Here is an 18975-nt window from a genome sequence, read left to right as displayed (position 1 = left end):
GAGCTCCTTAAAGGGTGCCGATGCTGTCCGGTTGAAAGGCCGCTGCTGCTGGCGCGATGCCGTTGACCAGCGGGGCGCCGAATTCGGCCTGGCTGATTTCAAACTGATCGCCCGGTTGGGTGCGAACGCCATCGGCGAACGACAGGGTTGCAGTGCCGAAGAAGTGAATGTGCACGTCGCCCGGGCGCAGGAACTGGCGGTACTTGAAGTGGTGGTATTCGAGGTTGGCGAGGCTGTGACACATGTTGGCCTCGCCACTGAGGAATTCGTTCTGCCACAGCACTTCGCCGTTGCGCAGGATGCGGCTGGTGCCGGCCAGATGCTGCGGCAGTTCGCCGGTGCGCAGTTCCGGGCCGTAGCTGCAACTGCGCAGTTTCGAGTGGGCCAGGTACAAGTAATTCTTGCGCTCCATGACGTGATCGGAGAACTCGTTACCCACGGCGAAACCGAGGCGATAGGGTTTGCCGTCGTGGCCGATGACGTAGAGCCCGGCCATCTCCGGTTCCTCGCCGGCGTCTTCGGCGAACGGCGGCAACGGGAAGGCTTCGCCCGGACGCACGACGATGCTGCCGTCGCCCTTGTAGAACCATTCCGGCTGCACGCCCGCCTGCCCCGCCGCTGGTTTACCACCCTCCACGCCCCATTTGAAGATGCGCATGGTGTCGGTCATTTGTGCTTCGTCGCCGGCCTGCTGGTGCATCTTGTCCCGCGCCGAGGCGCTGCCCAGATGCGTGAGGCCGGTGCCGCTGACCAGCAGGTGCGCCGGGTCCGGATGATCCAGCGGTGGCAGGATACGCAGGTCTTTGAGCAACTGCGCATAGTCATGACCGATGCCCAGGCCGTGGGTTTGTACTTGCTGCTCCAGAGTGCCACCGGCTTCGATGGCGGCCAGCGCGAGATCGCGTACGCTGCGGGCGTCCTGCACTTCGCGGATCAGCCCGTTGTCGACCACGCCGACGCGGCGCTCGCCGTTGATCAATTCGAATTGAACCAGATGCATAAATTTCTCCTGTAAACAAAACTTCGAAACACTGCAAAATCCTGTGGGAGCTGGCTTGCCAGCGATAGCAATCTGTCAGATACCGCTATGTTGGATGTGCCGCCGCCATCGCTGGCAAGCCAGCTCCCACAGGGTTTGCGGTGATGGTTCGTTTGATATCAGGTTCGGGTGGCACCGCGTGCGCTGGCGGCGAATTGCTCGGCTGGCAGGACGTGTTTGCGCTCAAGTACGCGGTAAACCACGCCGGTCAAAATCAAACCGAACACCATCACTGCGCTGAGGAAATACAACCCCGAACCCAGATTCCCGGTGTATTCCTTCAATGCGCCAATCACGAACGGCCCGATGTAACCACCGAGGTTGCCTACCGAGTTGATCAGGGCGATCCCCGCTGCCGCACTCGCGCCGGCAAAGAACCGCCCGGGCAAAGTCCAGAACACCGCCGTGCAGGAAAACAGCGCGAACGCCACCAGACACAGCGCCGCCAGTTGTGCCACCGGCAGGGTCAGCCAGGCGCTGAAAAACAGGCCCAGTGCACCCAGCACATAGAGCACCGCCAGGTGGCCGTAGCGATCGTTCATGCGGTCGGAGCTGCGTGGCACGATCAGCAGACCGACGATGCCGAAGATGTAGGGCACCGACGAGACGAAACCGGTCACCAGATCGCTGCCGCCAAACTGTTTGATCAGCGTCGGCAGCCACAGGCCAAGGCCATAAATGCTCAGGGTCACCGGCAGGTAAAACAGCGCCAGCAGCAACACCCGTTTGTCTTTGAGTGCATGCAGCGGGTTGCCGTGACGGGTCTGGCCGTATTCCTGCAAATCCTTTTTCAGCTCGCCGGTCAGCCAGTCTTTCTCGGCCTGATCCATCCACTTCACGTTTTGCGGGCCATCGGGCAGCCAGCGCAGGACCGGCCAGGTCAGCAGGATCGCCGGGGTGCCGATGACGATGAACAGCCACTGCCAGCCGTGCAGCCCAAGGATGCCGTCCATACCGAGCAAACCACCGGACACCGGGCCGGTGATCATCATCGCAATCGGTTGGGAGAGGATGAACAGGCCGAGAATCTTGCCGCGATGGCGTACCGGGAACCATTGGGTGATGTAGTACAGAACGCCGGGGAAGAACCCCGCCTCCGCCGCGCCGAGCAGAAAGCGCATCACGTAGAAACTGTGCGGGCCCTGGACGAACGCCATGCCGATGGTGATCGCGCCCCAGGTGATCATGATCCGCGCGAACCAGCGCCGCGCGCCGAAGCGTTCGAGCATCAGGTTGCTGGGGATTTCGAGAAGAAAGTAGCCGATGAAAAACAGCCCGGCGCCCAGCCCATAGGCCGCATCACCGATGCCGATGTCAGCGCCCATGTGCAACTTGGCAAAGCCGACGGCGGAGCGATCCACATAGGCGATCAGGTACAGCAGGATCAGGAAGGGAATCAGTTTCAGCGTGATGCGGCGGATAAGCCGCAGTTCCTGGCTCATGGGATCGGTCTCCGATTGTTGTTTTTATAGAACCTCGGGGGACGCCTCTCGCGAAAAATCGCCAGGGCCGATCCCTCCGTCGAAAACGACTATATAGTAATACTAATTATGCAACAACACTTCCAAAGCGGCGATTTTACGCTTATGTTTAGCCATGACTCGCAAACAATAGTCTTACAATAAGAGAATCGATCATGTCTGAGAAGAAACCCACCCTGCGCTCCGCCCAATGGTTTGGCACGGCCGACAAGAACGGCTTCATGTACCGCAGCTGGATGAAGAATCAGGGCATCGCCGACCACCAGTTCCACGGCAAGCCGATCATCGGCATCTGCAATACCTGGTCGGAACTGACCCCGTGCAACGCGCATTTCCGCCAGATTGCCGAGCACGTCAAACGCGGCGTGATCGAGGCCGGTGGCTTTCCGGTGGAATTCCCGGTGTTCTCCAATGGCGAGTCGAACCTGCGCCCCACCGCCATGCTCACCCGCAACCTGGCGAGCATGGATGTCGAAGAAGCGATTCGCGGCAACCCGATTGACGGCGTGGTGCTACTGACCGGCTGCGACAAGACCACCCCGGCGCTGCTGATGGGCGCGGCCAGTTGCGACGTGCCGGCGATCGTCGTCACTGGCGGACCGATGCTCAACGGCAAGCACAAGGGCAAGGACATCGGTTCCGGCACGGTGGTGTGGCAGCTCAGCGAGCAGGTCAAGGCCGGCACCATCACCCTCGACGATTTCCTCGCGGCCGAGGGCGGCATGTCACGCTCGGCGGGCACCTGCAACACCATGGGCACCGCGTCGACCATGGCCTGCATGGCCGAAGCGCTCGGCACTTCGCTGCCGCACAACGCGGCGATTCCGGCAGTGGATGCGCGGCGTTATGTGCTGGCGCACATGTCCGGCATGCGCGCGGTGGAGATGGTGCGCGAAGATTTGCGCCTGTCGAAGATCCTGACCAAGGAAGCGTTTGAAAACGCCATTCGGGTCAACGCGGCGATCGGCGGTTCGACCAACGCGGTGATCCACCTGAAAGCCATCGCCGGGCGCATCGGCGTCGAGCTGGATCTGGACGACTGGACGCGTATCGGGCGCGGCATGCCGACCATCGTCGACCTGCAACCGTCCGGGCGCTTCCTGATGGAAGAGTTTTACTACGCCGGAGGCTTGCCGGCGGTGCTACGGCGTCTCGGTGAGGCCAATCTGATCCCCAATCCGAACGCGCTGACCGTGAATGGCAAGACGCTGGGCGAGAACACCAAAGACGCGCCGATCTATGGCGAAGACGAAGTGATCCGCACCCTCGACAATCCGATCCGCGCGGACGGCGGTATCTGCGTATTGCGCGGGAATCTGGCACCGCTGGGAGCGGTACTCAAGCCATCCGCCGCGACCCCGGAATTGATGCAGCATCGGGGGCGCGCGGTGGTGTTCGAGAACTTCGACATGTACAAGGCGCGGATCAACGACCCGGAGCTGGATGTCGATAAAGACTCGATTCTGGTGATGAAAAACTGCGGGCCGAAGGGTTATCCCGGCATGGCCGAGGTGGGCAACATGGGCTTGCCGGCCAAGCTGCTGGCCCAAGGCGTGACCGACATGGTGCGCATCTCGGATGCGCGGATGAGCGGCACCGCATACGGCACCGTGGTTTTGCACGTTGCCCCGGAAGCGGCGGCTGGCGGGCCGTTGGCGGTGGTGCAGGAAGGCGACTGGATCGAGCTCGATTGCGCCAGCGGGCGTTTGCATCTGGACATTCCGGATGCCGAACTGGCAGCGCGCATGGCGGATCTGCAGCCGCCGCAGCAGCTACTGGTCGGCGGCTATCGTCAGCTGTACATCGATCATGTGTTGCAGGCGGATCAGGGTTGCGATTTCGACTTCCTGGTCGGCTGCCGTGGAGCGGAAGTCCCGCGCCATTCCCACTAACACCGTCGCCCCTGTGGGAGCTGGCTTGCCAGCGATTACGGTCTGCCAGCTGACATTCATGTTGACTGACACCCCGCCATCGCTGGCAAGCCAGCTCCCACATTTGCTTTGTGTATCCACCTCAAGATTGTCTGGTGCCTGCTATGATGCGCGGCATCTCCATCGCTCAGGATCGCGCCGTTCCCCATGGATTACCGCAAACCTTCCGACCGTAAAAGCATGCACTCGCGCATTGTCCAGGAACTGGGCATGCAGATCGTCTCCGGACGCTTTTTGCCCGACGACAAACTGCCCGCCGAAGCGCTGTTGTGCGAGGAATACGCGGTCAGCCGCCCGGTGTTGCGCGAAGCCACGCGGGTGCTGGTGGCCAAGGGACTGGTGTATTCAAAACCGCGCGTCGGCACGGTGGTCAAGGCCCGCCGCGAATGGCACATGCTCGACCCGGACGTGCTGCACTGGCTGATGCAAAGCAGCCCGCAGAATGAATTCTTCAATGTGCTGACCAGCGTGCGCAGCATCATCGAACCGGCCGCTGCCGCCCTCGCCGCCCAGCACGCGACCGAGGCCGACATCGCCGCCATTGGCGAGGCCTATCAGCGCATGGAAGCCGCGCCGACCCCGGAGGCCTTGCTGCAACCGGACCTGGACTTCCATAGCCGGATTGCCGACGCGACCCATAACGATCTGCTGGCGAACCTGTGCAACATGCTCTCGGTGGCGATTGCCGAGGCGTTGAAGCATTCCAACCAGCGGCCGAATCTGCATGAACTGGCGTTGCCACGGCACAAGGCGATTCTTACCGCGATCGAGAACCGTGATGCCCTTGGCGCCCGCCACGCGACGCTGGTGCAGCTGGATGATGCACGCAGTGCGTTGAGTGCTGTGCTGGGTACCGAGCTCTCCTGAAGCAAAGTCAAAAGATCGCAGCCTTCGGCAGCTCCTACAGGGATCGTGTGTATAGGTGAATGTCGGGTGTACTTGTGCTCATTGTAGGAGCTGCCGAAGGCTGCGATCTTTTGATCTTGACCTACAAAAAAGCCGCAACCCTGAGGTTGCGGCTTTGTCGTTTCAGGCGCCCGGATCAGTGAGCAAACAGCGAATTGCCCTTCTGCCCCGCCAGTTTCTCCGGCTTGATCAGGAACTTGGCCAGCGCTGGCAACAGCCACAGCGCACCGAACATGTTCCACAGCAACATGAAGGTCAGCATCAGGCCCATGTCGGCCTGGAACTTGATTGCCGAGAAGATCCAGGTGCATACGCCGATGGCCAGGCACAGGCCGGTGAACAGCACCGCTTTACCGGTGGATTTCAGGGTCTGGTAATAGGCTTCCTGCAATGGCAGACCGGCGCGCAGGAAACTCTCCAGACGACTGTAGATGTAGATCCCGTAGTCCACGCCAATCCCCACGCCCAGCGCCACCACCGGCAGGGTCGCAACCTTGACGCCGATGCCCATGAACGCCATCAGCGCGTTGCCCAGCACCGAGGTCAGCACCAGCGGCAGGACGATGCACAGGGTCGCCGCCCATGAACGGAAGGTGATCATGCACATCACTGCGACGCAGATGTACACCAGGATCAGGATGGTCAGCTCGGCCTGTTTGATCACCTCGTTGGTGGCCGCTTCGATGCCGGCGTTACCGGCGGCGAGGATGAATTCCAGACCGTCCTTGTTGTTGGCCTTGGCAAATTCCTGCACCGCATGCACCGCTCGGTCGAGGGTCTCGGCCTTGTGGTCGTTGAGGAAGATCAACACCGGCGCCAGCGAACAGCTGTTGTTGTACAGGCCGTCGGCGCGGGCAATCGAGTTGTTCAGCACGTCCGGGTTGCGCGACAGGGTCTCCCACTTCAGGTTGCCCTCGTTCATGCCCTTGATCATCTGCTTGGACACGGTCACCAGCGAGATCGCCGACTGCACGCCCTCGGTGTTCTGCATCTTCCACATCAGCTCGTCGATCGGTGCCATCGCTTCGTAGCGCGAGCAGCCCTCGGTGGCGGTCTTGACCATCACCACCAGCACGTCGGAACTGGTGGAATAGTTGTTGATGATGAAGTTGTTGTCCTTGTTGTAGCGCGAGTCCGGACGCAGCTCCGGCGCGCCCTGGTCAAGGTCGCCGATCTTCAGGTTCTGGCTGTACCAGAGGCCGCCACCGAAGGCGAGCAGCGCCAGGGCAATCGAGACCGGCGCGACTTTCGGGCTGGCGAAGTTCGACAACAGGCGCCAGAACGGGTGTTCGCGGTTCGCGTCCTTCTTGCTCTTGGCGATGGCGCGTTTGCTGATGCCGACATAGGAAATCGCCACCGGCAGCAGGATCAGGTTGGTGAACACGATCACCGCTACGCCGATGGACGCGCCGATCGCCAGTTCGCGGATCACCCCGATATCAATGATCAGCAGGGTGATGAAGCCCACGGCGTCGGCGAGAATCGCGATCATCCCCGGCAGGAACAGTTGCCGGAAGGTGCGCCGCGCGGCAGTCAGGGCGTTGTCCGCCTCACTCGACTGCAGGGCGATGCCGTTGATCTTCTGCACGCCGTGGGAAATGCCGATGGCGAAGATCAGGAACGGCACCAGCATCGAATACGGATCCAGCCCGAAACCGAAGAAGTGCATCAGCCCCAGTTGCCAGACCACCGCCACCAGCGTGGTGCTCAACACCGCAATGGTGCTGCGCAGGCAGTTGGTGAACCACAGCAGCAGAATCAGGGTGATGACGAACGCGATGCCGAAGAACATCACCACCATCACCAGGCCGTCGATCAGGTCTCCGACCTTCTTGGCGAAGCCGACGATGTGGATCTTGACGTTGGGGTTCTGCGCTTCGAACTTGTTGCGGATCTTGTCTTCAAGCTCATGGGAGAACTGGCGGTAGTCCAGCGCCAGCAGCTTGCCCTGATCCTGCGGGTCCGGGTAGGACTCCAGCAGCGGGATGTCGACGATGCTCGATTTGAAGTCGTTGGACACCAGGCGCCCGACCTGCCCTGACTTGAGCACGTTGTTGCGCAGCATGTCGAGGCTGTCCGGCGAGCCGTCGTAGCTCTGCGGAATCACTTCACCGCCGGCGAACCCCTCTTCGGTCACTTCGGTCCAGCGTACGCTCGGGCTCCACAGCGATTTGAGGCCGGAACGGTCGACGCCGGAGATGTAGAACACCTCGTCGTTGATCTGGCGCAGGGTCTCCATGTATTCCTTGGAGAAGATGTCGCCGTCTTTGGCTTCCACCGAAATCCGAACGGTATTGCCCAGGTTCGCCAGATCGTTGCGGTGCTCCATCATCTTCTCGATGAACGGATGCTTGAGCGGGATCATTTTTTCGAAACTGGTGGAGGGGCGAATCAGCGTGGCCTGCCAGAACAGGAAGATACTGACCACCAGACAGATCAGGATCACGGCCGGACGGTTGTTGAAAATCAGACGCTCGAGGAACGTCGCCTTGTCCTGATGATGAGTGCTCAAGGAAGTCATAGCCCCGCCTTCTTATTATTGATTTCGGCGCCGTTGGGCTGCGTGGTGTGCACGCCGCCCTGCCCGGTCAGAATCAGATTGCCGTCGCCGGCCGCTGTCACCGAGGACAGCGAAATGCGGTCCGGGCGGTTGAACACGCTGAAGGTTTCGCCGTTGTCGCTGCTGCTGATCACCGAGCCGCCGTTGCCGACGATCACGATCGAGCCATCCGCGAGCAGCGTGGCGCCGGACAGGCCGAACTCCAGCGCACCACGCGCGGCTTTGAGTTCGACCTGCTGCCAGGTGCTGCCGAAATCGCTGGAACGATAGAGGTTGCCGCGCAGGCCGTAGGCCAACAAGGTCTGCGCCTGGGCGGTGCCGATCACGCCGAACAGCGAGCCTTGATATGGGCCCTGGAGTTTTTCCCAAGTCTGGCCCCAGTCCGGGGAGCGGAACATGCTGCCCTGCTCGCCGACGATGAACAGCCCGGCGTCCTTGACCGCCGCGATGGCGTTGAGGTGGAACTGGTCCTGGTTGTCGAGGCGGTCGCTGACGTCCTGCCAGTTCTTGCCGCCATCGGTGGTTTCCAGCAATGCGCCGTAGGCACCGACCGCGACGCCGTGGTTGACGTCCTGGAACCAGACGTCGAGCAGCGGTGCTTCGCGCTTGAGGTCTTCGAATTGTTTGCTCCAGGTCAGGCCGCCGTCGGCGCTGGCGAGGATCTGCGCGTCGTGGCCGACCGCCCAGCCGTGCTTGTCGTCGACGAAGTACACCGCCGTCAGCAGTTGCCGGGTTGGCACTTTGGCCTGGGTCCAGGTCTTGCCCTGGTCGTCGGAAAAGAGAATGTGCCCGCGGTCACCCACCGCCACCAACCGGGTGCCGGCGTGGACAACATCGAGTATCAGGCTTTTGGCGGCTTTGGCCGATTCGGTGGAGTACACCCCGTCGGCGGGCGCTTCGGCAGCCAGAACGGGTGCCGACAAGGCAGCACAGCCCAGCAGTGTGAGTGCTGTGGCCAGCAACGCGGTGTTGCGTAACGCCGGCGGGCGGCAACGACTCATAGACCTTCCCCTATTTATTATTGTTAGGCCATTGGGCCTTAGGGCGCCGCAAGGGTGCTCGTGGTGACTGATGGGTCACAAGCATAGCCGTGAAACCCGCAGTCCAGAGCGCCTTGGGAAGCTGGCTCATCCTATCGGGCTTTGGAAACGTCTGACAATCGGCGCCACGTTATCTTTTGTTAACCAAATGGCCCCGACACAACCCCCTGTAGGAGCTGCGGCACGCTGCGATCTTTTGATCCGGTTTTTTAAAAACAAGATCAAAAGATCGCAGCGTGCCGCAGCTCCTACATCGATATCGCGTCGTAGTGGATTGATGAGGATGGCAGGCGAATACACCGCCATTCGCCGGATCGATGCGGCAAATCTTGCGTGGGGGACTTGCACGATCGGTATTATGGTATACCATCAGACGCACAGACACTTTCAATCCCCAACGGAGCAGCTCATGAGTTTCGAAATTCGCAAGATCGTCAGCTATGTCGAAGAAACCTTCATCGAAGGCGGCAAGGCCACGGACAAGCCAGTGACCATGGTTGGCTTGGCTGTGGTGATGAAGAACCCGTGGGTCGGCAACGGCTTCGTCGAAGATCTGAAACCGCAAATCCGCGCCAACTGCTCCGACCTCGGCGCAATGATGGTCGAGCGTCTGGTGGGCATCATCGGTGGCGCCGAGAAAATCGAGGCTTACGGCAAAGCGGCAGTGGTCGGCGCTGACGGCGAAATCGAACACGCCTCGGCCGTGATCCACACCCTGCGCTTCGGCAACCACTACCGCGAAGCGGTCAAGGCCAAGAGCTACCTGAGCTTCACCAACAAGCGCGGCGGCCCGGGCACGTCGATCCAGATCCCGATGATGCACAAGGACGACGAAGGTCTGCGCTCGCACTACATCACCCTGGAAATGCAGATCGAAGACGCGCCGCGTGCCGACGAAATCGTCGTGGTGCTCGGTTGCGCCGACGGTGGTCGACTGCACCCGCGCATCGGCAACCGCTACATCGATCTGGAAGAACTGGCCGCCGAAAAAGCCCAGTAATCACAATAAAAAGGCATTGCAGGAGCGCTCCATGATTCGGCTCACCGCTGAACTCACCCCGGCTGGCACCAGTTACCTGGCGACCGGCCAAGGCCAGCCCGTGGTCTTGATCCACGGCGTGGGCCTGAACAAAGAAATGTGGGGCGGCCAGATCGTTGGCCTGTCTGCCCAATACCAGGTGATCGCCTACGACATGCTCGGCCACGGCGCCAGCCCGCGCCCGGCCAGCGGCACCGGCCTGCTCGGTTATGCCGATCAGTTGCTGGAGCTGCTCGATCACCTGAATCTACCCCAGGCAGCGGTGATCGGTTTCTCCATGGGCGGTTTGGTGGCGCGGGCGTTTGCCCTGCATTACCCCGAGCGTCTGCAAAGCCTGGTGGTGCTCAACAGCGTGTTCAACCGCAGCGAAGAACAGCGCGCCGGGGTCATCGCCCGCACCGCGCAGGCCGCCGAACACGGGCCGGACGCCAATGCCGAAGCGGCGCTGTCGCGCTGGTTCAGCCGCGAATATCAGGCGGCGAACCCGGCGCAGATTGCGGCCATTCGTCAGACCCTGGCCGGCAACGACCCGCAGGGTTATCTGACTACCTACGAATTGTTCGCCACTCAGGACATGTACCGCGCCGACGACCTCGGCAGTATTCAGGCGCCGACTCTGATCGCCACCGGCGAATTGGACCCCGGTTCCACCCCGGAAATGGCCGAGCAACTGGCCCGGTGCATCCCCGGTGCGAAGGTTGCGGTACTGCCCGAGCAACGGCATATGATGCCGGTAGAGTCGCCGCGCCTGGTCAACCAGACGCTGCTGCAATTTCTCGACTACGCACACGCCCGACAAAACCCTATAAAGGGGATCGTTGCATGACACTCCAACGCTTCCAGATGTGCATCGGCGGAGAATGGGTCGACGCCCTCTCCGGCAAGACTTTCGAAAGCCTCAACCCGGCCAGCGCGCAAGCCTGGGCCGAACTGCCTGACGCCGATGAAGCCGATGTCGAACGCGCCGTGCAAGCGGCGCAGACTGCCTTCGACAGCCCGGCCTGGCGCGGCCTCACCGCCACCGCGCGCGGCAAACTGCTGCGGCGTCTCGGTGACCTGATCGCGGAAAACAAGGAACAACTGGCGCAGCTGGAAAGCCGCGACAACGGCAAGCTGATCCGCGAAACCCGTGGTCAGGTCGGTTACCTGCCGGAGTTTTTCCATTACACCGCAGGCCTGGCCGACAAGCTCGAAGGCGGCACCCTGCCGCTGGACAAGCCCGACCTGTTTGCCTACACCGTGCACGAAGCGATGGGTGTGGTTGCCGCGATCATTCCGTGGAACAGCCCGCTGTACCTGACCGCGATCAAACTGGCGCCGGCCCTCGCGGCCGGCAACACGATTGTGATCAAGCCGTCCGAGCACGCTTCGGCAACCATCCTTGAGCTGGCGCGTCTGGCCCTCGAAGCCGGGATTCCACCGGGCGTGGTCAACGTCGTCACCGGTTACGGCCCGAGCACCGGCGCCGCCCTCACCCGCCATCCGCTGATCCGCAAGATCGCCTTCACCGGCGGCGCGGCCACGGCCCGGCATGTGGTGCGCAGCAGCGCCGAGAACTTCGCCAAGCTGTCGCTGGAACTGGGCGGCAAGTCGCCGAACATCATCTTCGCCGACGCCGACCTGGACAGCGCGATCAACGGTGCCATCGCCGGGATCTACGCGGCTTCGGGCCAGAGCTGCGTGTCCGGTTCGCGCCTGCTGGTACAGGACGAAATCTACGACGAATTCGTCAGCCGACTGGTGGAACGCGCCCGTCGCATCCGCATCGGCAACCCGCAGGACGACCACAGCGAAATGGGCCCGATGGCCACCGCGCAGCAATTGGCGGTGGTCGAAGGTCTGGTGGCGGATGCCATCGCTGAAGGCGCGCGATTGCGCACCGGCGGCAAGCGTCCGGCCGACCTCGGTGACGGCTGGTTCTACGAGCCGACGCTGTTCGAGTGCGACCGCAACTCGATGAAGATCATGCAGGAAGAAGTCTTCGGCCCGGTGGCTTCGGTGATTCGCTTCACAGATGAAGCCGAAGCGCTGGCGATTGCCAACGACTCGCAGTTCGGCCTTGCCGCCGGCATCTGGACCCGCGATCTGGGCCGCGCCCATCGTCTGGCGCGGGATGTGCGTTCGGGGATCATCTGGGTCAATACCTACCGTGCGGTGTCGGCGATGGCGCCGATCGGCGGCTTCAAGAACAGTGGCTATGGACGCGAAAGCGGCATCGATTCGGTGCTGGCCTACACCGAACTGAAAACGGTGTGGATCAACCTCTCTCAGGCACCGATGCCTGATCCGTTTGTGATGCGCTAGGAGTCCTGCGACATGATCGAACCCGGCATTTACAAAGACGTCATGAGCTCATTTCCGTCCGGGGTCACGGTGGTCACCACCCTCGACCCGGACGGCGCCATCGTCGGCATCACTGCCAGCGCCTTCAGCGCGCTGTCGATTGACCCGGCGCTGGTACTGTTCTGCCCCAACTACGCCTCCGACACCTACCCGGTGCTGCGCGACAGCCAGAAATTCGCGATCCATTTGCTGTCCGCCGAGCAGACCGCCGAGGCCTACGCCTTCGCCGGCAAAGGCAAGGACAAAGCCAAAGGCATCGAGTGGCACTTGAGCGAACTGGGTAACCCGATCCTCGCCAAGGCCACGGCGATCATCGAGTGCGAGTTGTGGCGTGAATACGACGGTGGTGATCACGCGATCATTGTCGGCGCGGTGAAGAACCTGATCCTGCCCGAGCAACCGGTGACGCCGATGATTTATCACAAGGGCAAGCTCGGGCCGTTGCCGACCCTGGCCTGATGGATACATAGATCCCACTGTGGAACTGCCCATTGTGGTGAGGGGATTTATCCCCGACCGGCTGCGAAGCAGTCGTAAGATCCTTGCACGCGGTGTGTCTGGCAATTCGCAGTTGCAGGTTTGGGGGCGCTTCGCGCCCCGTCGGGGATAAATCCCCTCACCACAGGTTTCATTCCAAAAGGGGGTCTCTGTTGTGAGGAGGCATGATGAGCAACGAAAAGTACAAAAAAGGCCTGAAGATCCGCACCCAGGTGCTGGGCGAAGCCTACGTGCAACGCTCGATCGAGAATGCCGACGACTTCACCCGCCCGCTGCAGGAAATGGTCACCGAATACTGCTGGGGCCATGTCTGGGGCCGTGAGGGTTTGTCGCTCAAGGAGCGCAGCATGATCAACCTGGCGATGATCTCGGCGCTCAACCGTCCGCACGAACTCAAGCTGCATGTGCGCGGCGCCTTGCGTAACGGCCTGAGTCGTGAGCAAATACGCGAAATTCTGCTTCAGGTCGGTATTTATTGCGGCGTCCCGGCAGCCGTGGACAGTTTCCGGCTCGCCCGTGAAGCCTTCGCCGAAGCCGACGCCGAGGCCTCCAGTTAACCCCTCGGCTGTTTAGATGCCCGTCTGGCATGGACAGCCAACATCAAGAGCGGACCCCATGAAACGCCAGCCACTCGACGACAGCTTCAAGGTCAATCGCAACCCCGTTACCCTGCGCGAAATCGTGCTGGACAAACTGCGTAGCGCGATCATGAATTTCCAGCTCATGCCCGGCGATCGTCTGGTTGAGCGCGATCTGTGCGATCGCCTCGGTGTCAGCCGCACGTCGGTGCGCGAAGCCTTGCGTCACCTGGAGTCAGAAGGCCTGGTCGAATTCGCCGATGCCAAAGGCCCGCGCGTAGCGATCATCACCCTCGCCGATGCAGTCGACATCTATGAACTGCGCTGCGTGCTCGAAGGCCTGATCGTCCAGCTGTTCACCCTGCGTGCCAAGGCCAAGGACATCAAGGCCCTGGAAAAAGCCCTCGACGAGAACCGCAAGGCGCTCAAGGACGGCGAACTGCAACAGGTGATCGACTCGGTGCAGGGCTTCTACGACGTGCTGCTCGAAGGCTCGGGCAACCATGTTGCGGCCACGCAGTTGCGCCAGTTGCAGGCGCGCATCAGCTACCTGCGCGCAACCTCCGTATCGCAGGAAAACCGGCGCGGCGCGAGTAACCACGAAATGGAAAAAATGGTCGAGGCGATCAAGAGCGGCGATCCGCTGGCGGCGCATCAGGCCTGCGTCGACCACGTGCGTGCGGCAGCCGCCGTGGCCCTCGATTACCTCAAGCGCAAACAGGAAGAGACCGGCGCCACGCCGAACATCACCCTGCCGATCGCGCTGAAAGAACCACGCATAGGTCACTGACATGTTCAGCCCGAGCTTTTGCCCGAAATGCGGTGGCCCTGACCTCGGTCAGCAGGTGCCGCCGGGCGATACGCACGAGCGCCTGATGTGCCGCGGCTGCGGCTACATCCACTATGTGAACCCGAAAATCATCGCCGGCTGCATCATCGAGCAGGACGGCAAATACCTGTTGTGCCAACGGGCGATCCCGCCGCGCCCCGGCACCTGGACGCTGCCGGCCGGCTTCATGGAAAGCGGCGAAACCACCGAGCAGGCCGCCCTGCGCGAAGTCTGGGAAGAAAGCGGCGTACGTGCGGAAATCGTCTCGCCGTATTCGATCTTCAGCGTGCCGAAGATCAGCGAGGTGTACATCATCTTCCGCGCGATCGCGCTGGAGATCACCGGCCAGTTCGGGCCCGAGACGCTCGACTACAAGTTCTTTGCCCCTGAAGACATTCCGTGGGAGCAGATCTACTACCCGGCGATCCGGCAGATCCTCGAGCGCTATATCGAGGAGCGTCAGGCCGGGGTCTATGGCATGTACATGGGCAATGACGACAGCGGCAAGATTCATTTCATGCGTTGATCAGCCGTCACTTGCAAGAGATACAGAGCCCGGCCCGATTCCTCGGTAGATAGGTGCTCAGTCCGGCATCGCACGAATGATATCCGCCAGATCATCTTTGGTGATTTCATTGGCTTTGAGAGCAGCGGAGATATCTTTTTTGGAGAGCGGGAAACGCTTGAAAATGTCTTTCAAGGTATCGGCATCAATATTGGCCAGCCAAAGAGGATCGATAAATGAACCGCCATATTCAGGCTTCATTGGGACCTCTTCGTGGGCAATGGCACCTTTGTGATTCAGATACACAACATAACGATCGTGCCCTTCTGGAAAGCTTTTATCGTGATATAGCGTTGTCCCCATCGGCAGGACATAGTAATTGTCATCGCCACCTTGCCCTTCGATCAGCAGGGGTTCTTTGGTTTTAATCATCTTCATAGTGTGTTCCTTTGCAGTATCGCCAAAAATAAGAAAAGCCATAAAGACTGCATTTACAAATAAAGCCGCCGTCAGCCAAAAGCCAATCTGCCTATTTGTAAACATTCTTTTTATCATAGTGCGCCTCAGTATTTCCTTCGAGCATGGCTTGTAAATCCGCAGGCATGAAAATCCCGTCCTGAGGTTTAGTCTGCGTGCGCGCAGCTTGCCTTTCCAGGAATGACAATCCACGCATTTCGCTATATTTAGACGGATTCTGCACGATTGGCTTACCCGAAATTTTGGCTCCTGCAATCGTTACAGTCGTGCAGTTATTGGTGGTTGGATGATAGTTGGACGGCAATACATAGCGCGCAGACGTTGCTGTCTTTCTTCTCAGCTCCTTTTTCTGGGCGACAATACCGTCGAAGTGAGCGATAACGGCCTCAGCGGTTGCACTATCCAAAAAATAAACAAAGCCAGTTGTTGTGCGCCCCAAGCTGTTCTCACCCGAGATGTACGCTTTGAAGGATGTCCAAACGTTCAGCACTCCCTCCCCTTCGCTATCAAACGTCCCCCAGGTTTTTCCATAGCGCCCAAAGTCATAGGTGATGTCTTTAGAACCAACCACTACATGTAAAGCAGCATGCCCGAAAGGATGCTCTTCCTTGTCACGGGTGTAAGGGCCACCCACAAGTATCTCCATATATGCACCCGACACGACGACTTGGTTGGTTTTCGTAGTTTTCCCCGATGCGCCTGTACTTTTTGCGGCCTGTGTTGTGCTGGTAGTTTTAGTAGGCTGAACCATTAAAGATGTTCCGTATCTTCAAGTTTCGGGAATTTTATACTGCAACTTCCCCTAGGAATGTTTGCGACATGCACGAAGCCGTTTTCGTCAAGGACGCCTGTCATCAACGTTCCATCGGGGAGTGTCAGTTCGTACGCCTCGTTGGCGACAGGCTCATCTCTATCGTTCAGCAACTGAAACTCGACAAACGTCTTTTCTTTCAGGAACTGCGAGAAAAAGCTAGTGGGCGCCCCTCCACCGGATTCACCCACGAAGGTATCGGGAGATCCGGCAGTGATCGTCGCTCCGCATGCTGTCTGCGAGCCGACGTGTGCTACATCTTTTCCCAGCCCGAACACGTGAGGAGCACCGGACGTTATGGGATTACTGCCGTGAACAGGGCAGGAATAGGTGTCTCCTACCAAAGCTACAGGCATCGAGTTAACGAAAATTGGGCTCGATCCAGTGGTGATATTTCCGCCGTGACTTCCTGGATCTCCAAGTCGCGCTACTGGCTTTCCTGCCATCGTTTCTCTCCTTTGAACATCACAATGGCTGGATAGTAACCGATCCTTGATCCCTCCTGAACGAGCAAAATACGAAACGGAACCGGCTTACAGGACACGCAGCGTTTTCCGGCGCGACTCTGGTTGACGACCCTAGTCCCACTCCCTATCCTCGCGCCTGTCACGACTCATTCGTGATCGGGTTTGACGGCCCGTAATCTTCTCACGACGTGCATAGCCTTCTCTGCTCGAGCACTCCTGTGTCCGATGCATTCTTAATGGCGACTGTGCGCGGGGCATCTTCGGATGCGCCGGTGTCCGTGAGAGCCGGTCCGTCAACCCACGCACAGTTGCCACCCAATTTCGTTTGACGGCGTTTTTGTGGCAGCTCTACTGGATCTTACGGAGCTACACCCATGACGGAATCGACCATAGAAATCATCCCCTACACTCGCCGCGATCGACTCAGACAATTCCTAGTCGACAATATGTCGATAGCGCTGAGAAGAACCTTCACATGTAATCTTCAGGCAGGTGCTGGCGTATGAATACCCACATTTCTATGACCCACAACGAAGACAGCATTCCAGTGCTCCTGGTCTCAACACAGGCACCGCTGGACATTTTGCACAGCAGCGCGGCGAGCAGGTTTTTGGCAGCTACACAGATGATGGAAAGCCTCGCCAGCCTGGATATCTCAGCTGCCAAGGGTGTCGATGTGCAGCAACTCGCCCACGCAGCAGCGATTTTGCTTCGTGATGGCTGTGATGTAATGGACGTATTAGGGCGGAAGATTCAAGCACAAGGCTGAGCAAAGAATCACAGTCCTTAACCGCTGATAGCTGCGATCTTCTGATCACGAAAAAGAGCATCAAAAGATCGCAGCTGGACTCGTAAACAAGCGCTTACGGCGCCATCCCTTCCACAATAATGATCTCCGCCCTCGCCCACTCCTCGCGGTAGCTTCTCGCCTCCTGATACGCCGCCGAGCGGTAGCACGCCACCGCCTGTTCGTAGTTGTCGAATTCGATCACCACGCTGCGCTGGGGCGTCGTCCGGCCTTCCATCGCTTCGCTGCGCCCGCCCCTGGCCAAGAATTTCGCGCCGAACTTGGCGAACGCTTTCGGCGCGCGCTGGGTGTATTGGCTGTAGTGCTCGGCATCGTCGACATCCACGTGGGCAATCCAGTACGCCTTCATAGTGACCTCATTGTTGATTTTGTATTATGGTATACCAATATTATTCCCAACAAACCCTGAGAGTCCAGCATGGCCTTCAACAGCATCGAAGAAATCCTTGAAGATTATCGCCTCGGCAAAATGGTCCTGCTGGTCGATGACGAAGATCGGGAAAACGAAGGCGACCTGCTGCTGGCCGCCGATTGTTGCACGCCCGAGGCGATCAGCTTCATGGCCCGTGAAGCGCGCGGATTGATCTGCCTGACGTTGACCGACGAGCATTGCCAACGCCTGGGCCTGGAGCAGATGGTCCCGAGCAATGGCAGCGTATTCAGCACCGCGTTTACCGTGTCGATTGAAGCGGCGGTCGGCGTCACCACTGGCATTTCTGCGGCCGATCGCGCGCGCACGGTCGCGGCCGCTGTGGCCACAGACGCCCGCGCTGAAGACCTGGTGCAGCCTGGGCACATCTTCCCGCTGCGCGCCAAGGAAGGCGGCGTGCTGACCCGCGCCGGCCACACCGAGGCCGGTTGCGATCTGGCGCGCCTCGCCGGTTTCACCCCGGCCTCGGTGATCGTCGAGGTGATGAACGACGACGGCACCATGGCCCGGCGTCCGGACCTGGAAGTGTTCGCGCGCAAGCACGGGATCAAGATCGGCACTATCGCCGATCTGATCCACTATCGCCTGAGCACCGAGCACACCATCGAGCGCATCGGTGAGCGTGAGCTGCCGACGGTGCATGGCACCTTCCGCCTGATCACCTTCGAAGACCGCATTGAGGGCGGCGTACACATGGCGATGGTCATGGGCGATCTGCGTCGCGAGGAACCGACGTTGGTGCGTGTGCATGTGATTGATCCGCTGCGTGATCTGGTCGGTGCTGAGTACAGCGGGCCGAGCAACTGGACGCTGTGGGCGGCGCTGCAACGGGTCGCGGCCGAAGGTCATGGGGTCGTGGTGGTGTTGGCCAATCATGAATCGTCGCAGGCGCTGCTCGAGCGCGTGCCGCAATTGACCCAGCCGCCACGGCAGTTCAGTCGCTCGCAATCGCGGATTTATTCGGAGGTCGGCACCGGGGCGCAGATTCTGCAGAACCTCGGCGTCGGCAAACTGCGCCATCTTGGGCCGCCGCTGAAGTATGCGGGGCTGACCGGGTATGACCTGGAGGTGGTGGAGAGCATTCCGTTCACCGAATAACGCCCAGACACAGGTGATTTCCTGTGGCGAGGGAGCTTGCTCCCGCTGGACTGCGCAGCAGGCCCCAGCTTTTCAGAGAAGCGAGGGTCGCTTCGCAACCCGGCGGGAACAAGCTCCCTCGCCACAATTTCATCT

General features: G+C 60.2%; 19 protein-coding genes. 11 read left to right on the top strand and 8 right to left on the bottom strand.

The genetic code is table 11. From position 1 onward, the window contains the following. Positions 1-7: 7 nt before the first annotated feature. Positions 8-1000, bottom strand: coding sequence for an AraD1 family protein (gene araD1, locus GTQ41_RS11895; protein WP_047293894.1), 993 nt, complete (start codon positions 998-1000; stop codon positions 8-10). Between the two features lie 158 nt (positions 1001-1158). Then, complete coding sequence (locus GTQ41_RS11890; RefSeq protein ID WP_047293892.1) at positions 1159-2481, bottom strand: MFS transporter; 1323 nt, start codon at positions 2479-2481, stop codon at positions 1159-1161. Positions 2482-2675: 194 nt separating this feature from the next. On the opposite strand from GTQ41_RS11890, the gene GTQ41_RS11885 reads away from it, so the two are divergent. After that, the gene (locus GTQ41_RS11885; RefSeq protein ID WP_047293889.1) at positions 2676-4412 is read left to right on the top strand and encodes an IlvD/Edd family dehydratase; all 1737 of its coding nucleotides are present in this window, start codon (positions 2676-2678) and stop codon (positions 4410-4412) included. Between the two features lie 186 nt (positions 4413-4598). Beyond that, positions 4599-5318 carry a FadR/GntR family transcriptional regulator gene (locus tag GTQ41_RS11880; protein ID WP_007968622.1) on the top strand — a complete coding sequence of 240 codons (720 nt, stop codon included), beginning with the start codon at positions 4599-4601 and terminating at the stop codon, positions 5316-5318. Between the two features lie 175 nt (positions 5319-5493). On the opposite strand, the gene GTQ41_RS11875 is transcribed toward GTQ41_RS11880, so the two are convergent. Beyond that, a complete protein-coding gene (locus GTQ41_RS11875; RefSeq protein WP_047293887.1) occupies positions 5494-7878 on the bottom strand; it encodes an RND family transporter in 2385 nt (794 codons plus the stop codon). Then, a complete protein-coding gene (locus tag GTQ41_RS11870; protein WP_047293884.1) occupies positions 7875-8918 on the bottom strand; it encodes a YCF48-related protein in 1044 nt (347 codons plus the stop codon). Before GTQ41_RS11870 ends, GTQ41_RS11875 begins: the two co-directional genes overlap by 4 nt. 448 nt (positions 8919-9366) lie before the next feature. Here GTQ41_RS11870 and GTQ41_RS11865 point away from each other — a divergent pair, with 448 nt between their 5' ends. From GTQ41_RS11865 to GTQ41_RS11835, 7 genes are all read left to right on the top strand, one after another. Continuing rightward, positions 9367-9957 (top strand): amino acid synthesis family protein, encoded by a 591-nt coding sequence (locus GTQ41_RS11865; RefSeq protein WP_007968626.1) that lies wholly within the window; start codon positions 9367-9369, stop codon positions 9955-9957. Positions 9958-9988: 31 nt separating this feature from the next. Then, on the top strand, positions 9989-10822 hold the full coding sequence (locus GTQ41_RS11860) for an alpha/beta fold hydrolase (RefSeq protein ID WP_047293881.1): 834 nt from the start codon (positions 9989-9991) through the stop codon (positions 10820-10822). Continuing rightward, a complete protein-coding gene (locus GTQ41_RS11855; protein ID WP_047293879.1) occupies positions 10819-12300 on the top strand; it encodes an aldehyde dehydrogenase in 1482 nt (493 codons plus the stop codon). The genes GTQ41_RS11860 and GTQ41_RS11855 overlap by 4 nt, the downstream gene beginning before the upstream one ends. A 12-nt stretch (positions 12301-12312) precedes the next feature. After that, complete coding sequence (locus GTQ41_RS11850; protein WP_041062538.1) at positions 12313-12798, top strand: flavin reductase family protein; 486 nt, start codon at positions 12313-12315, stop codon at positions 12796-12798. Positions 12799-13004: 206 nt separating this feature from the next. After that, positions 13005-13394, top strand: coding sequence for a carboxymuconolactone decarboxylase family protein (locus tag GTQ41_RS11845; RefSeq protein WP_047293876.1), 390 nt, complete (start codon positions 13005-13007; stop codon positions 13392-13394). A gap of 58 nt (positions 13395-13452) precedes the next feature. Further along, positions 13453-14205, top strand: coding sequence for a GntR family transcriptional regulator (locus tag GTQ41_RS11840; protein WP_007968636.1), 753 nt, complete (start codon positions 13453-13455; stop codon positions 14203-14205). A 1-nt stretch (position 14206) separates the two neighbouring features. Beyond that, complete coding sequence (locus GTQ41_RS11835; protein WP_047293875.1) at positions 14207-14770, top strand: NUDIX hydrolase; 564 nt, start codon at positions 14207-14209, stop codon at positions 14768-14770. 57 nt (positions 14771-14827) lie between these two features. Here the strand turns inward: GTQ41_RS11835 and GTQ41_RS11830 are convergent, their stop codons facing one another. From GTQ41_RS11830 to GTQ41_RS11820, 3 genes are read right to left on the bottom strand one after another with little or no spacing between them, the layout of a single operon-like run. Next, the gene (locus tag GTQ41_RS11830; protein WP_047293872.1) at positions 14828-15304 is read right to left on the bottom strand and encodes a hypothetical protein; all 477 of its coding nucleotides are present in this window, start codon (positions 15302-15304) and stop codon (positions 14828-14830) included. Next, entirely contained in the window at positions 15279-15977 is a 699-nt protein-coding gene (locus GTQ41_RS11825) for a hypothetical protein (protein WP_052912742.1), read from the bottom strand. The genes GTQ41_RS11830 and GTQ41_RS11825 overlap by 26 nt, the downstream gene beginning before the upstream one ends. After that, entirely contained in the window at positions 15977-16483 is a 507-nt protein-coding gene (locus tag GTQ41_RS11820; protein WP_080963269.1) for a PAAR domain-containing protein, read from the bottom strand. Before GTQ41_RS11820 ends, GTQ41_RS11825 begins: the two co-directional genes overlap by 1 nt. A gap of 523 nt (positions 16484-17006) precedes the next feature. Between GTQ41_RS11820 and GTQ41_RS11815 the strand changes: the two genes are divergently transcribed. Continuing rightward, entirely contained in the window at positions 17007-17273 is a 267-nt protein-coding gene (locus GTQ41_RS11815) for a hypothetical protein (RefSeq protein ID WP_047293867.1), read from the top strand. Between the two features lie 94 nt (positions 17274-17367). Here GTQ41_RS11815 and GTQ41_RS11810 read toward each other — a convergent pair whose 3' ends face one another. After that, positions 17368-17661, bottom strand: a complete 294-nt coding sequence (locus tag GTQ41_RS11810) for a DUF1330 domain-containing protein (protein WP_047293866.1) — start codon at positions 17659-17661, stop codon at positions 17368-17370. A gap of 69 nt (positions 17662-17730) precedes the next feature. Between GTQ41_RS11810 and ribBA the strand changes: the two genes are divergently transcribed. Further along, on the top strand, positions 17731-18840 hold the full coding sequence (gene ribBA, locus GTQ41_RS11805) for a bifunctional 3,4-dihydroxy-2-butanone-4-phosphate synthase/GTP cyclohydrolase II (RefSeq protein ID WP_047293863.1): 1110 nt from the start codon (positions 17731-17733) through the stop codon (positions 18838-18840). Positions 18841-18975 lie beyond the last annotated feature (135 nt).

The organism is Pseudomonas sp. AN-B15 (genome assembly GCF_019056475.1).
GTDB lineage: Bacteria > Pseudomonadota > Gammaproteobacteria > Pseudomonadales > Pseudomonadaceae > Aquipseudomonas > Aquipseudomonas parakoreensis.
This window is presented reverse-complemented; position numbering and strand designations above follow the sequence as displayed.

What these genes read in the sequence shown, in the direction of transcription:
- GTQ41_RS11855 (WP_047293879.1), top strand. Translation starts at nt 10,819, where the DNA reads ATGACACTCCAACGCTTCCAGATGTGCATCGGCGGAGAATGGGTCGAC.
- GTQ41_RS11835 (WP_047293875.1), top strand. Translation starts at nt 14,207, where the DNA reads ATGTTCAGCCCGAGCTTTTGCCCGAAATGCGGTGGCCCTGACCTCGGT.
- GTQ41_RS11880 (WP_007968622.1), top strand. Translation starts at nt 4,599, where the DNA reads ATGGATTACCGCAAACCTTCCGACCGTAAAAGCATGCACTCGCGCATT.
- araD1 (WP_047293894.1), bottom strand. Translation starts at nt 1,000, where the DNA reads ATGCATCTGGTTCAATTCGAATTGATCAACGGCGAGCGCCGCGTCGGC.
- GTQ41_RS11820 (WP_080963269.1), bottom strand. Translation starts at nt 16,483, where the DNA reads ATGGCAGGAAAGCCAGTAGCGCGACTTGGAGATCCAGGAAGTCACGGC.
- GTQ41_RS11850 (WP_041062538.1), top strand. Translation starts at nt 12,313, where the DNA reads ATGATCGAACCCGGCATTTACAAAGACGTCATGAGCTCATTTCCGTCC.
- GTQ41_RS11890 (WP_047293892.1), bottom strand. Translation starts at nt 2,481, where the DNA reads ATGAGCCAGGAACTGCGGCTTATCCGCCGCATCACGCTGAAACTGATT.
- GTQ41_RS11870 (WP_047293884.1), bottom strand. Translation starts at nt 8,918, where the DNA reads ATGAGTCGTTGCCGCCCGCCGGCGTTACGCAACACCGCGTTGCTGGCC.
- GTQ41_RS11875 (WP_047293887.1), bottom strand. Translation starts at nt 7,878, where the DNA reads ATGACTTCCTTGAGCACTCATCATCAGGACAAGGCGACGTTCCTCGAG.
- GTQ41_RS11885 (WP_047293889.1), top strand. Translation starts at nt 2,676, where the DNA reads ATGTCTGAGAAGAAACCCACCCTGCGCTCCGCCCAATGGTTTGGCACG.
- GTQ41_RS11845 (WP_047293876.1), top strand. Translation starts at nt 13,005, where the DNA reads ATGAGCAACGAAAAGTACAAAAAAGGCCTGAAGATCCGCACCCAGGTG.
- ribBA (WP_047293863.1), top strand. Translation starts at nt 17,731, where the DNA reads ATGGCCTTCAACAGCATCGAAGAAATCCTTGAAGATTATCGCCTCGGC.
- GTQ41_RS11825 (WP_052912742.1), bottom strand. Translation starts at nt 15,977, where the DNA reads ATGGTTCAGCCTACTAAAACTACCAGCACAACACAGGCCGCAAAAAGT.
- GTQ41_RS11865 (WP_007968626.1), top strand. Translation starts at nt 9,367, where the DNA reads ATGAGTTTCGAAATTCGCAAGATCGTCAGCTATGTCGAAGAAACCTTC.
- GTQ41_RS11840 (WP_007968636.1), top strand. Translation starts at nt 13,453, where the DNA reads ATGAAACGCCAGCCACTCGACGACAGCTTCAAGGTCAATCGCAACCCC.
- GTQ41_RS11860 (WP_047293881.1), top strand. Translation starts at nt 9,989, where the DNA reads ATGATTCGGCTCACCGCTGAACTCACCCCGGCTGGCACCAGTTACCTG.
- GTQ41_RS11810 (WP_047293866.1), bottom strand. Translation starts at nt 17,661, where the DNA reads ATGAAGGCGTACTGGATTGCCCACGTGGATGTCGACGATGCCGAGCAC.
- GTQ41_RS11815 (WP_047293867.1), top strand. Translation starts at nt 17,007, where the DNA reads ATGAATACCCACATTTCTATGACCCACAACGAAGACAGCATTCCAGTG.
- GTQ41_RS11830 (WP_047293872.1), bottom strand. Translation starts at nt 15,304, where the DNA reads ATGATAAAAAGAATGTTTACAAATAGGCAGATTGGCTTTTGGCTGACG.